The sequence below is a fragment of the Streptomyces sp. NPDC001410 genome (genome assembly GCF_042895235.1).
In the GTDB taxonomy this organism is placed as follows: domain Bacteria; phylum Actinomycetota; class Actinomycetes; order Streptomycetales; family Streptomycetaceae; genus Streptomyces.
In genome coordinates this window covers 165,901-178,544 of the sequence record NZ_JBIAWE010000018.1, presented here as the reverse complement: position 1 = coordinate 178,544, position 12,644 = coordinate 165,901, and the positions used below count along the sequence as shown (strand labels likewise).

Genomic DNA, 12,644 nt, shown 5'->3' with positions numbered 1-12,644 from the left:
CCCGACGTGGCTGACATGCGCGGGTCAAAGTGAAATCCTCCCCCCGCACACGAATCCTCCAAGGTGTGTGCACGGATCACGGTCCCCGCACAGCTCAGCTCGTCCCGGGCAGCACACCCGTCTGTCCGGTCTGTCACCGGCCGCGACCCGGCGGCCGCAGCAGGAGGAGTACGAGTGAGACGTCTTCCCCACAGACGGGCCACGGTCGGAGCCGCACTGGTCTCCACCGCCGCCTTCCTCGCCGTCGGCATCCAGTCGGTCCCGGCGACCGCCAAGCCCGCAGGCCCCCACCCGAGCCCCCTTCGCACCGGAGGCCTGGAGGCCAAGCTCAGCCCCGCCCAGCACTCCGCGCTCATCAAGAGCGCCAAGGAGAAGACCGCCGCGACCGCCCGCACCCTCGGGCTCGGCGCCAAGGAGAAGCTGGTCGTCAAGGACGTCGTCAAGGACAACGACGGCACCCTGCACACGCGTTACGAACGCACCTACGCCGGCCTGCCGGTCCTCGGTGGCGACCTCGTCGTGCACACCCCGCCGGCCTCCCTGGCCGCGGGCACCGTGAGCACGACCTTCAACAACAAGCACAGGATCAAGGTCGCCTCCACCGCCGCGACCTTCACCAAGTCCGCCGCCGAGAGCAAGGCCCTCAAGGCCGCGAAGGCCCTCGACGGGAAGAAGGCCACCGCAGACAGCGCCCGCAAGGTGATCTGGGCCGGCACCGGCACCCCGAAGCTCGCCTGGGAGACGGTGGTCGGCGGCTTCCAGGACGACGGCACGCCCAGCCGGCTCCACGTCATCACCGACGCCTCCACCGGCAAGGAGCTGTACCGCTTCCAGGCCGTCAAGACGGGCACCGGCAACACCCAGTACAGCGGCACGGTCAGCCTCACCACCACGCTGTCCGGTTCGACGTACCAGCTGTACGACACCACGCGCGGCGGTCACAAGACCTACAGCCTCAACCGCGGCACCTCGGGCACCGGCACCCTGATGACCGACTCCGACGACGTCTGGGGCGACGGAACCGGGTCCAACACCCAGACCGCGGGCGCCGACGCCCACTACGGTGCCCAGGAGACCTGGGACTTCTACAAGAACACCTTCGGCCGCAGCGGCATCCGCAACGACGGCGTCGCCGCCTACTCGCGCGTCCACTACAGCAACGCGTACGTCAACGCGTTCTGGGACGACAGCTGCTTCTGCATGACCTACGGCGACGGCACGAGCAACACGCACGCCCTGACCTCGCTGGACGTCGCCGGCCACGAGATGACCCACGGCGTCACCTCCAACACCGCCGGTCTGGAGTACAGCGGTGAGTCCGGTGGCCTGAACGAGGCGACCTCCGACATCTTCGGCACGGCGGGCGTGGAGTTCTACGCCAACAACAGCTCGGACGTCGGCGACTACCTCATCGGCGAGAAGATCGACATCAACGGCGACGGCTCGCCGCTGCGCTACATGGACAAGCCCAGCAAGGACGGCGGATCCGCCGACAGCTGGTACTCCGGCGTCGGCAACCTCGACGTGCACTACTCCTCGGGCCCCGCGAACCACATGTTCTACCTGCTGTCCGAGGGCAGCGGCACCAAGGTCATCAACGGCGTCACCTACAACAGCCCGACCTCCGACGGCGTCGCCGTCACCGGCATCGGCCGGGCCGCGGCCCTGCAGATCTGGTACAAGGCGCTGACGTCGTACATGACGTCCAGCACCGACTACGCCGCCGCCCGCACCGCGGCCCTCAACGCGGCCGCCGCGCTCTACGGCACCAACTCCACCCAGTACGCGGGGGTGGGCAACGCCTTCGCCGGCATCAACGTCGGCGGCCACATCAACCCGCCCAGCAGCGGAGTGACGGTCACCAACCCGGGCAGCCAGACCGCCACCGTCGGCACCGCGGTCAGCCTGCAGATCCAGGCGAGCAGCACCAACAGCGGTGCCCTCACCTACAGCGCCTCCGGGCTGCCGGCCGGCCTGTCGATCAACAGCTCGACCGGCCTGATCTCCGGCACGCCCACCACCGCGGGCAGCTCCAGCACCACGGTCACGGTGACCGACTCCACCGGCGCGACCGGTACCGCGACCTTCGGCTGGACGGTCAACCCCACCGGCGGCGGCTGCTCCTCGACCCAGCTGCTCAGCAACCCCGGCTTCGAGTCGGGCAGCACCGGCTGGACGGCGACCAGCGGGGTCATCGGCACCGACAGCGGTGAGGCGGCCCACAGCGGCTCCTACAAGGCCTGGCTCGACGGCTACGGCTCCTCGCACACCGACACCCTGTCCCAGTCGGTGACGATCCCCGCGGGCTGCAAGGCGACCCTGACCTTCTACCTGCACATCGACAGCGACGAGACCACCAGCAGCACTCAGTACGACAAGCTGACGGTGACCGCCGGTTCGAAGACCCTGGCGACCTACTCGAACCTCAACAAGGCCGCCGGCTACAGCCAGAAGTCCTTCGACCTGTCCTCGCTGGCGGGCTCGACGGTCACGCTGAAGTTCAACGGAGTCGAGGACTACTCGCTCCAGACCAGCTTCGTCGTGGACGACACCGCCCTGACGACGGGCTGAGTCCCACGTCGCGGTCCCGCACCCGGAGGCTTCCGGGTGCGGGACCGTGGCATGTCAGGACAGCGGATCCAGCGTCAGATAAGCCTGCTGCGGACCGCCGTCGTGGACCAGCGACTCCTGGTTGCCGACGTCGTCGAAGGCGAACGCGTACGCCTTGCCGTCGGCCATCTGTGCGTGGATCTTGCGCGCGTAGTGGTTGGTCACCGCATCCTGGTAGAAGTTCGCCGCCGAGGTGTCCGGCTGGTTGGGGTTCACCAGCAGGGTGGAGCGGTTGAAACCGGCGCACAGCGTGCGGGAGATGGGGCCGCGCACGGCGTCGTTGGGTGCGTCCAGCAGCTTGTGGCAGCCGAAGATGCTGGACGCGTCCGGCTTCTGGAAGCTGGTGACGACCGCGCCGGAGGAGTTGGTGAAGTTCATGACGTTCCCCGAGACCCGGCCGTAGTACTTGGTGCCCGGCTGGTCGGCGAACGGCGTGACCGTGAGGGTCGACGTCGAGTACTTCTGCCAGACCCGGTTGACGTAGTCGTCCATCACGTTCGCCGGCAGCGCCCCGGTCTCCACCCCGTACAGCGGTGACAGCGCGCGCAGCACGGTGCCGTCCGAGCGCGTCTGGATCAGGTTCGCCCAGCCGCCCGGCTGCCCGCGCAGCGCGTTCAAGAAGCCGGTGTAGCCACCGGACTTGAGGTGCCCGGTGCTGCTCACGCTGCCGTCGGCCCGCTGCACGCCGACCGCGTACGGCGCCGAGAACATGTCCACCTGGGTGCTGTTGAGCCACAGTCCGGAGTCGTTCAGCGTGTACTCCGACCAGTTGAACAGGATGTTCCGGTTGGGGTCGGACGGGTTCTGCACGGCCGGCTGCACCAGCCCGCCGGTGGTTAGCCGGAAGTCGAGCTTCTGGCCGTAGGAGAAGTAGATCCGGCCGGAGAACTTCGGGATGCGGATCGTCTTCGACTGCCCGGCGGCGGGTCCGGCGATCGCCGCGTCCGGTGCGGGAGTCGGCGGGTTGCCACCCGCCGGCCAGGCGTGGAAGGTGCCGTTCGCATCGGCCCAGCCCTGCCGTCCCGAGGACAGCTGGGTGCCGAGGTCGTAGACGTACACCGGGTCGGAGCGGCCCGAGTTGTTGGTGATCTTCAGCGGGACGGTGTCCGGTACGGCGGCACCGGCGTGGTCCGGTGCGACCAGCGTGAGCAGGCCGCCGACCAGGGCCGCCGCGGCCGCCAGGGGCAGCGCGGGGCGTTTGATGCTGGGGGGCACTCTCCACCTCCGTGTGGGGTCGGGGTCGTACGGACCTTGGTCCGTACCTGCTTGAGAGCGCTCTCAGATTTGCGGTAAGGCGGGTGCATGTCAATGAGTTGGACGGGATCCGGGCGGCGCCCGCCGCGTGGCGGGCGCCGCGCGGACCTCAGAAGGTGCGCTTCAGCAGGCCGAGAAGAGTCGCCCAGTGCCGCTCGTCGGCCTCCCGGTCGTAGGCGGGAGTGTCGGCCTGCGTGTAGCCGTGCCGCGCCCCCGCGTAGACCTCGCAGGTGTTCCGTACACCGGCGGCGGTGAGCGTGTCCGCCAGGAGCCGGATCTGCTCCTCGGGCATGGACCGGTCCTGGTCGGCGTGGCCGAAGTACAGCTCCGCGGTGATGTGCTCGGCACCGCGGTGCGGGCTGTCCGGGGCGTCGGTGGCCAGCCGGCCGCCGTGGAAGCCGGCCGCCGCGGCCACCCGCCCGGGATGGGTGGCCGCCGTGCGCAGCGCCAGGCGGGCGCCCATGCAGTACCCCGTCAGCGCGACCGGGCCGTCGGCGACCAGCGGGCTGTCGGCCAGCCAGCCCAGGTAGGCGTCCGCGTCCCGCTTGATCTGCTCGGGGGTGTGAGAGGCCATGACCGGGCCGATCCGCTCCCAGATGCTCGGGTCGGCAGCGGGGTCGATGAACTCCGGAAGCTCTCCGATCGGGGTGCGGCCGTGCCGGTAGAAGACGTTCGGTACCAGGACCGTGTAGCCGGCGCCGGCGAGCCGGTCGGCCATCGCCCTCAGCTGCGGGCGCAGGCCGTAGGCGTCCTGGTAGAGCAGGACGCCCGGATGCGGGTTCCCGTCCGCGGGGTGGGCGAGGTAGGCGTCGGCGGTGCCGTCCTCGGTCGGGATGTCGACGGCTGTTCCCTGTACGGCGGTCATGCTGAGGAGCCTCCTGAGGAATCAGCGGCGGGAGGCGGACGCCCCTCGGCGCTGCGGGTACCTCTCATGCTGCCATGCAAGATCCACTCCGCCGGGACCGGATTTCCGCACTTCCGCCCTCTATTCGAACCGGGAGGTGTCCCCGGCGCCCCGCCGTACGATCTCCGCCTCGCCGCTGGAGAAGTCCACGACCGTGGTCGGCTCCGTGCCGCAGTCCCCGGAGTCCACCACCGCGTCCACCGCGTGGTCGAGCCGGTCCTTGATCTCCCAGCCCTGGGTCATCGGCTCCTCCTCGTCCGGCAGCAGCAGCGTGCTGGACAGCAGCGGTTCGCCCAGCTCGGCCAGCAGGGCCTGGGTCACCACGTGGTCGGGGATGCGCACGCCCACGGTCTTCTTCTTCGGGTGCTGCAGCATGCGCGGCACCTCGCGGGTGGCCGGCAGGATGAAGGTGTAGCTGCCGGGAGTCGACGCCTTGACGGCCCGGAACACGTCGTTGTCGACACGGACGAACTGGCCGAGCTGCGCGAAGTCCCGGCACATCAGCGTGAAGTGGTGCCGGTCGTCGAGTTGGCGGATGGAACGGATCCGGTCGATGCCGTCCCGGCTGCCCAGCTGGCAGCCGAGCGCGTAGCAGGAGTCGGTGGGGTATGCGATGAGCGCACCCGAGCGGACCGCGTCGGCGACCTGAGTGATGCTGCGCGGCTGGGGGTTCTCGGGGTGCACGTCGAAGTACTTCGCCATCCGCCGAGCTTATGCCGTCCCCGGGCGCCGCGCGCGGCTCCGGCGCGCTGCGCCCCGATGCCCGCACGGGCCGGGGTGCTCCGTGTGCCGGGCGCGCTCTCGCGGCCGTCCGGACGCGGGCCGGGAGGCCGACTGGCGAACTGCCGTCGGGGGTAGTGGAGTTGTGAGGCAGGCGGCGGATGTCCGGGCCCCGGCCCGGGGTGCCGTGTCTTCGCCGCCGCATTCGCGCTCGCCACCGTCGGGGGCGTGCGGCCCCGCTTGGGGTAACGTCCACGTTCGAAAGCCGAGGTCAAACCGACGACGAGGAGAAGGGCGACGTGGCCGGCCGAGCCGACGAGGGCCCTCACGCCCAGCAGCCGCGGGACTCCGACACCGCGTGGGCGGAGCAGCTGCTCGACCATCTGCGTCCCGCCGGCCGTGACCCGCGCCGGGTCGTCACCTGGCTCGGGCGGACCGTCGGGGCCACGGCCTGCCTCCAGGACGACCAGGGAAGCCTCCTCGCCGGTGAACGCCTGCCGCTCGACGCCGCCGTGCTCGGCGACGTGGTCACCGGCCGGATCTCCGCAGCCGCCCTGGAGGACGGCGAGCACCATGTCCGCCTGGTCGGGATACGGCACCCCGAACGGGGCCCGGCGGCGGGAGCGGTGCTCGCCGTGGCCCGCCGCGACCCCTTCGACCGGCGTGCCGCCGACATCGTGAACCGCACCGCGTCCGTCCTCGAACTCCTCCTGACGGAACGGAAGCTGACGGACGACGGGCGCCGGCTGCGCCGGGCCACGGCCGACCTGCGGCTGGCCATCCTGCAGCTGCTGATGGTGGAGGACACCGTCTCCGCCCGCCGGGTCGCGGCAGGACTGTGGCCGGGCCTGCTGGAGGAGGACACCGCGTGTGTCTACGTCGTCGAGGTCTCGCCCGCCGAGCGGGACGCGGTCGCCGACGCCTGCGCGCACCTCACCGAGGGCCTGGCACTCGTCGTGCGCTGCCCCGCGATGGACGGGCACGTCATTGTCGTCGGCCCCCGGCCGGCGGCGGGGGACCGGCTGCGCTCCCTCGTCGACGGCCGGCCGGGCACCTTCCTCGGCGGCAGCCTGCGCCAGCGCCTCGCCCGGACCGCCACCGCCTACGGGCAGGCCATCAGTGCCCTCGCCGTCGCCCGCTTCCGCCCGGACCAGACGGCCGTCTTCGCCGAACGCACCGACCCCGAACGGCTCATGGACCCCGTCGCCCTGCGCGCCTGGTCCGCGGGCGTGCTGCGCCCCCTCGACACGCTGCCCCACCACATCCGCGCCGAACTGCTCGCCACGACCCGGCTGGGCCTGGAGTTCACCGCCGTCAACGCGGCCAAGGTCCTCGGCGTCAGCCGCAACACCGTCCGTGCCCGCATGGACCGCGTCGAGGCGCTGCTCGGCACCGACTTCTCCCACCTCACCACCCGCGCCGTCGTCCGCCTCGCGCTCAACACCGAGGCGGTGCAGGGCCCGTACGACCCCGACGGCACGGCCCCGCACCCGCGCGCCGACAGGCTCGGCGATCTGCTCACCTCGGCCGCGCTGCGGTTGTGGGCGCAGGACCTCCTCGGCCGCCTGGACGGCGACGGCCGCGACCTGCGCGGCACCCTGCGCGCCTGGATCGCCGCGGATTCGAACGCCGAACGCACGGCCAAGGACCTGGGCATGCACGCCCAGACCGTACGCGACCACGTCCGGGCCGCCGAACCGGTTCTGGAACGCCAGCTGCTGGCCATGGGCAGCGACCTGTACGAGGTCGTCCTCGCCCACCTGGCGGCCGGTGCTCTTGCCGCACCCGCCGTCGGCGGGGCGAACCGGGGCCAACCGGACTCCCCTGTGCACGAGTGAGTCCTCGCCGCCCCGGAAAGGGCACCGGCGCGGTACCCACCGCCGTGTCCCCGCACGTAGGTTCAGCAGTCGCGGGGCACGACCGGAACGGGGGACCGGTCGGAGCCCCGCACGTGTCTCAGGCGCCGAGCAGGACCGGCACCTCCTGCCAGCCGTGGGCGATGAACGACGGCACCTGCCGCAGCTCGTCGGTGCCGACGGCCAGGCGCAGCTCCGGGAAGCGGGCGAACAGCGCGGCAGTGCGGTCAGTGCCTCCATGCGGGCCAGCGGAGCGCCGATGCAGCGGTGCACGCCGATCCCGAACGCCAGATGGTCGTCGGCGCCGCGCCCCGCGTCGAAGTCGGCCGCGTCCGGCCCGTAGCGCGCCGGGTCCAGTCCGGCGGCCGCGTACGTCGTGATGATCGCGTCCCCGGCCGGGATCGTCACGCCCCCGACCGACAGGTCCGCGACCGCGAACCGCAGCGGCAGCGCGGCGACCGACGGATGCACCCGCAGCGTCTCCTCGACCACCCCCTTCCAGCCGGCCTCCCCGGAGCGCACCGCCGCCGGCCGCGCCGGATGCGTCAGCAGGGCGACGACCGCGTTGCCGATGAGATTGACGGTGGTCTCGAACCCGGCGCCGACCACCAGCAGCAGCGTGTGCAGCAGCTCCTCGTCGGAGAGCCGGTCGCCGTCCTCGTCCCGGACCCGGATCAGCTCCGTGGTGAGATCGTCGCCCGGTTCCTGCCGCCGGTGCGCGAGCAGCGCCCCCAGCACCGTGCCGATCCGCTCCTGCACGGACGCCGCCCGCTCCGGGCTCGGGTCGGAGGTGTCGAAGATGTCGGTGATGAGACGTGCGGCATCCGCGCGCAACCCGTCGGGCACTCCGAGGAGTTCGCAGATCAGGCGCAGGGGCAGCTGATGGGCGAACCCGGCCCGCAGGTCGACCGCGCGGCCGTCGACGCCCTCGGCCGCCAGCGCGTCCAGCAGCTCGGCGGTGATGGCCGCCACGCGCGGGCGAAGCGCCTCGGTGCGCCGGAGCGTGAAGCTCGGCGCCACCAGCTTGCGCAGTCTGGCATGGTCGGGACCGTAGGTGGTCAGCATGTTGACCACGCCCACCCAGGTCACGATCCAGCTCCAGTCGGGGCGCTCACCGGTCTGCGGCCACAGCCGCCAGTGCCGGCGCGCGTCCTTGCTCACCAGGGGATCGAGGATCAGTTCCCTGAGGACGTCGTACCCGGTGGGCGCCCAGGCGGGGATGCCGCCGGGCAGCTCCACGGGGACGACGGGGCCGAGGGCGCGCAGCCGGGCGCTCTCCGCGACGATGTCGGTGCCGAACGGGTCGAGCGGGATGCGGTCGGTGACGGTCACGACGGCTCTCCTGGCTGGTCGGCTCTCGCGAGGCAGGCGCGGTCCAGTACACACCGTCGTCGTCCGGCGGCGAACAGGGCGTCCTCGACTCGACCGGAAACCGCCCAGGCCGGGACCTACCTGGCCGCGGGTTGGGCCGGCAGGTCGAAGACGTGGTCCGGGGAGATGATCTGCGTGATCGCCTCGCCGAACAGGGTGCTCGGTTCCTGTCCGTTGTGGTCGATGTCGGTGTTGAGCAGCACCACTAGGGTCGCCTGTGCCGCCGGGAGATAGACGGTCAGGGACTCGTAGCCCGGCAGGGAGCCGTTGTGGCCGATCCAGCCCTGCACGTTGAAGATGCCCAGCCCGTACCCCGCCCCCGGGATGGCTGTGGGCGGTGTGGTGAGCCGCTGCCTCTGTGTGACCGGGCTGATCATCCAGTTGCCGTCCGGGAATTGGCCGGTCGCCACCGTGCGCGCCCACACCCGCATGTCGTCCTGTTTCGAGACCATCGCACCGGCCGCCCACGCCCAGGACGGGTTCCAGGAGGCCGTGTCCGCGATCTTGCCGTCGGCCGTCTGGTTCGTGTAGCCCTGCGCGTGCGGGGCGGGGAACTCGGAGCCGGCCGGGAACAGGGTGTTCTTCATCCCGGCGGGCTCCAGGATGTGCTGACGGATGTAGTCGCCGAGGCGCTGTCCGCTCCGCTGCTCGACGACCAGGCCGAGCAGGATGAGATTGGTGTTGCTGTAGTCGAACTTCTGTCCCGGCGGGAACAGCACCGGGTGCTTGAAGGAGTAGGCGAGCAACTGGTGGGGCGTGAAGGGGCGTTGCGGATCGGACGTGAGCGCCTTGAAGAAGTCGTCGTCCTCGGAGTAGTTGAAGAGACCGCTGCGCATCCCGGCGAGCTGCCGCAGCGTGATCTCGTTCCCGTTCGGCACCCCGGCGATGTACTTGCCGATCGGATCGTCCAGACCGACCTTGCCCTGGTCGACCAGCTGCAGCAGCGCGGTCACGGTGAACGTCTTGGTCTCGCTGCCGATCCGCATGTACAGGTCGGGTGTCATCGGCCGGCCGCTGCTCTTGTCGGCGACACCGAACGAGCTGACGTAGCTGCCCTGGTGCGGCGTCCAGATGCCGACCAGCACGCCGGGCACGTTCGCCTCGGTCATCACCTTCTGCACGGCTGCGTCGAGTTGGCGGGCCACGTCCGGCGTGATCGTGCGGACCTCCGCCCCCGAAGGGGAGGGGGTGGGCTGGGCGGCGGCGAACGCGGTGGGCACGGAGGCCAGCGCCGCCCCTGCGGAAGCGCCGCCGAGCGGCACCATCACTGTCCCCACCACGACGGCGACCGCGGCCCCCCGGCGCAGGCGTGCGGATGAATGCGACATGGGCTGACTCCAAGCACGTGAGAGCAGTACGTGCGGCGGGCGAGACGTCGGAGCCCTGGCTCCCCAGCATAGGAGCGCGCACCCGGCGGCGCCTGTCGGCCAAGTGGGCCCCTCGACGGCCCGAGCCGCCCTGTTCCGGGATGCTTGTCGGACGGGCGGAAGGCCCCGTTCGAGGGGTGTGGTCACCCGACCCGGTGAGCGGGCGGAGCGGAGCGTACCGGTGGCGCCGCCCGGGCGTTGCCCGGGCATGGACGTCATCGACCGCGCGGACCGGACGGTTCGGACGGACCGAAGCAGCCGCAGGGCCCCGGTGGACCGGGCCCACGAGCCGATCTACGCCCAACTCGTGGCGGAGTGGCGGGCCCAGGGGCGCACCGTCCCCGCGGAACCCTACGTGCTCTGGGTCACCCTCGCCGGGCTTGCGCTGCGCGTCCTGCCCGAGCCCGAACGCTCCTGATCCGCTACTGCCCGAGCGACGGCGCGAGGACCGCCAGCGTGCCGTTGGCCTCCTGCAGCGCCGCCTCCAGCGTGCCGGGCCGGTGCAGGGTGCCGGTGCCGTCCGGCGGGACCAGCCACTCCAGGGAGCGGGCGGGCCGGTACGGCGGCGGTACGGAGACCCAGGATCCCTTGGTCGCGTACCGCAGGCCGGCGCCGACCCAGCCCCCGGACGGGTCCGGCGGCAGGAAGAACCCGACCCGCCCCGCGGCGGTGTCCACCAGTGTCGGCCCCGGCACGGGCAGCGAGGGCCGCCACAGCAGGTCCAGGGTGAGCAGACCGAGCCGCTCGGGGACGCTCAGGACGTCCCAGAAGCGGCCCGCCTCCAGCAGCGCGATGCCCTCCCCGTGGTCCCACTCCCATTTGCACGATCGTGGATCGGCCGCCGCCGCGGCGAGCCACTCCACGCCCCGCATCCACATCCTGTTCGCCATGCACCGCTCCGCGTGATCCTGCACCCCAACCCGGCATATGCATGCTGATAGATATTTCTACCTGGCGGAAGGGGTGGCGAACCCTGGCGTTTAAGACATCGCGTTCGAACACAGTGCAATGGTTCGCCGGTCGGGGCATCCCTGGCATGGCCGCCAAGTGCCCGGGTGGCGCTCGATTCGAGCGTCACGGCAATGGATTCGAGCGTCAACTCTTGAAGTCGTCACGTTTTCACTCGTATGCTCGGACCGTTCCGTCCCCGGTAGGCATCGAGGTACCCCATGGACCGCACGCGTCTGCACGCCCTCCTGGCCAGCGAGAGCGCCGAGGCCGAACGCCGCAACCCGCGCTCCAAGGCGGCCTACGAGAAGGCCGACCACCTCTTCGGCCGGGTGCCGATGACCTGGATGAACAAGACGGCCGGTGCCTTCCCGCGCTACCTGGCCGGGGCGCGCGGCGCACGGATCACCGACGTGGACGGGCACGAGTACATCGACTTCTGCCTCGGTGACACCGGCGCGATGGCCGGTCACTCGCCCGCCGCGGTCACCGAGGCGGTCGAGCGCCGGTACGCCGTCCTGGGCGGGGCCACCGCCATGCTGCCCACGGAGGACGCCGAGTGGGTCGGCGCCGAGCTGACCCGCCGCTTCGGCCTGGCCCGCTGGAGCTTCTCGCTGACCGCGACCGACGCCAACCGATGGGCGATCCGGCTCGCCCGGGCCGTCACCGGGCGCCCGAAGATCCTGGTCAACAGCTACTGCTACCACGGCAGCGTCGACGAATCGCTGATCGTCGTCGGCCCGGACGGCCGGGGCGCCGCCCGCCCCGGCAACGTCGGAGCCCCCTGTGACGTCACCCTGACCAGCAGGGTCGCCGAGTTCAACGACCTGGCCGGGCTGGAGCGCGAGCTGGCCCACGGGGACGTCGCCGCCGTCCTCATGGAGCCCGCGCTCACCAACATCGGCATCGTCCTGCCCGAGCCCGGCTACCTCGCGGGCGTACGCGACCTGACCAGGCGGTACGGCACCCTGCTCATCAACGACGAGACCCACACGTTCTCGGCGGGCCCCGGCGGCTGCACGGCCGCCTGGGACCTGGAGCCGGACCTGCTCACCATCGGCAAGGCGATCGGCGGCGGCATCCCGGCCGGCGCCTACGGCCTCTCCGCGGACCTCGCCGAGCGGCTCCTGGACCGCGGCGACCTGGACCTCGTCGACATGGGCGGCGTCGGCGGCACCCTCGCAGGCAACGCGCTGTCGGTCGCCGCGACCCGGGCCACCCTGGAGCACGTGCTCACCGACGAGGCCTTCGCCCGGATGACGAAGCTCTCCGAGCGCTTCGAGGCGGGTGTCCGGGCCGGCATCGAGGCCCACCGGCTGCCCTGGTCCGTCAGCCGCCTCGGCGCCCGCACCGAGTACCGCTTCACCTCGCCGGCGCCCCGCACGGGCACCGAGTCCGCCGCGGCCGCCGACCCGGAGCTGGAGGACTTCCTGCACCTCTACCTCGCCAACCGGGGCATCCTGCTGACCCCGTTCCACAACATGGCGCTCATGTGCCCCGACACCACCGAGCAGGACGTCGACACGCACACCGAGGTGTTCGCCGCGGCCCTCGCCGCACTCGCCGACTGAGCCGGGACGTTCCCCCCCCCCCGAACAGCACGAAGGGAGAGTT

At 71.5% G+C, this 12,644-nt stretch carries 9 protein-coding genes and 1 pseudogene; 4 read left to right on the top strand and 6 right to left on the bottom strand.

All coding sequences use genetic code 11. The annotated features are described in order from the left end of the window. Window positions 1-174: 174 nt before the first annotated feature. A complete protein-coding gene (locus tag ACFY3C_RS34250) occupies window positions 175-2,571 on the top strand; it encodes a M4 family metallopeptidase (protein ID WP_390773563.1) in 2,397 nt (798 codons plus the stop codon). Between the two features lie 54 nt (window positions 2,572-2,625). On the opposite strand, the gene ACFY3C_RS34245 is transcribed toward ACFY3C_RS34250, so the two are convergent. The 3 genes from ACFY3C_RS34245 to ACFY3C_RS34235 all read right to left on the bottom strand — a co-directional run bounded on the left by ACFY3C_RS34245 (window position 2,626) and on the right by ACFY3C_RS34235 (window position 5,470). Then, entirely contained in the window at window positions 2,626-3,825 is a 1,200-nt protein-coding gene (locus ACFY3C_RS34245; RefSeq protein WP_390773562.1) for a glycoside hydrolase family 64 protein, read from the bottom strand. A gap of 148 nt (window positions 3,826-3,973) precedes the next feature. Then, window positions 3,974-4,729: a dienelactone hydrolase family protein gene (locus ACFY3C_RS34240; RefSeq protein ID WP_390773561.1), complete on the bottom strand. Its 756-nt coding sequence runs from the start codon at window positions 4,727-4,729 to the stop codon at window positions 3,974-3,976. Between the two features lie 120 nt (window positions 4,730-4,849). Continuing rightward, a complete protein-coding gene (locus tag ACFY3C_RS34235) occupies window positions 4,850-5,470 on the bottom strand; it encodes an L-threonylcarbamoyladenylate synthase (RefSeq protein ID WP_390773560.1) in 621 nt (206 codons plus the stop codon). A 317-nt stretch (window positions 5,471-5,787) separates the two neighbouring features. On the opposite strand from ACFY3C_RS34235, the gene ACFY3C_RS34230 reads away from it, so the two are divergent. Then, window positions 5,788-7,326 carry a helix-turn-helix domain-containing protein gene (locus ACFY3C_RS34230; protein ID WP_390773559.1) on the top strand — a complete coding sequence of 513 codons (1,539 nt, stop codon included), beginning with the start codon at window positions 5,788-5,790 and terminating at the stop codon, window positions 7,324-7,326. Window positions 7,327-7,444: 118 nt separating this feature from the next. Here the strand turns inward: ACFY3C_RS34230 and ACFY3C_RS34225 are convergent. Then, window positions 7,445-8,676, bottom strand: a pseudogene (locus ACFY3C_RS34225) (cytochrome P450). Between the two features lie 116 nt (window positions 8,677-8,792). Continuing rightward, on the bottom strand, window positions 8,793-10,043 hold the full coding sequence (locus ACFY3C_RS34220; protein ID WP_390773558.1) for a serine hydrolase domain-containing protein: 1,251 nt from the start codon (window positions 10,041-10,043) through the stop codon (window positions 8,793-8,795). A gap of 247 nt (window positions 10,044-10,290) precedes the next feature. On the opposite strand from ACFY3C_RS34220, the gene ACFY3C_RS34215 reads away from it, so the two are divergent. Next, window positions 10,291-10,500 carry a hypothetical protein gene (locus ACFY3C_RS34215; RefSeq protein WP_390773557.1) on the top strand — a complete coding sequence of 70 codons (210 nt, stop codon included), beginning with the start codon at window positions 10,291-10,293 and terminating at the stop codon, window positions 10,498-10,500. A 4-nt stretch (window positions 10,501-10,504) separates the two neighbouring features. Here the strand turns inward: ACFY3C_RS34215 and ACFY3C_RS34210 are convergent, their stop codons facing one another. After that, window positions 10,505-10,972: a hypothetical protein gene (locus tag ACFY3C_RS34210; protein WP_386578805.1), complete on the bottom strand. Its 468-nt coding sequence runs from the start codon at window positions 10,970-10,972 to the stop codon at window positions 10,505-10,507. A 279-nt stretch (window positions 10,973-11,251) separates the two neighbouring features. On the opposite strand from ACFY3C_RS34210, the gene ACFY3C_RS34205 reads away from it, so the two are divergent. Beyond that, window positions 11,252-12,601 carry a transaminase gene (locus ACFY3C_RS34205; protein WP_386578804.1) on the top strand — a complete coding sequence of 450 codons (1,350 nt, stop codon included), beginning with the start codon at window positions 11,252-11,254 and terminating at the stop codon, window positions 12,599-12,601. Window positions 12,602-12,644 lie beyond the last annotated feature (43 nt).

Excerpts from the sequence above, each read along its gene's own strand:
- ACFY3C_RS34240 (WP_390773561.1), bottom strand. The coding sequence starts at position 4,729 with ATGACCGCCGTACAGGGAACAGCCGTCGACATCCCGACCGAGGACGGC.
- ACFY3C_RS34235 (WP_390773560.1), bottom strand. The coding sequence starts at position 5,470 with ATGGCGAAGTACTTCGACGTGCACCCCGAGAACCCCCAGCCGCGCAGC.
- ACFY3C_RS34220 (WP_390773558.1), bottom strand. The coding sequence starts at position 10,043 with ATGTCGCATTCATCCGCACGCCTGCGCCGGGGGGCCGCGGTCGCCGTC.
- ACFY3C_RS34215 (WP_390773557.1), top strand. The coding sequence starts at position 10,291 with ATGGACGTCATCGACCGCGCGGACCGGACGGTTCGGACGGACCGAAGC.
- ACFY3C_RS34210 (WP_386578805.1), bottom strand. The coding sequence starts at position 10,972 with ATGGCGAACAGGATGTGGATGCGGGGCGTGGAGTGGCTCGCCGCGGCG.
- ACFY3C_RS34205 (WP_386578804.1), top strand. The coding sequence starts at position 11,252 with ATGGACCGCACGCGTCTGCACGCCCTCCTGGCCAGCGAGAGCGCCGAG.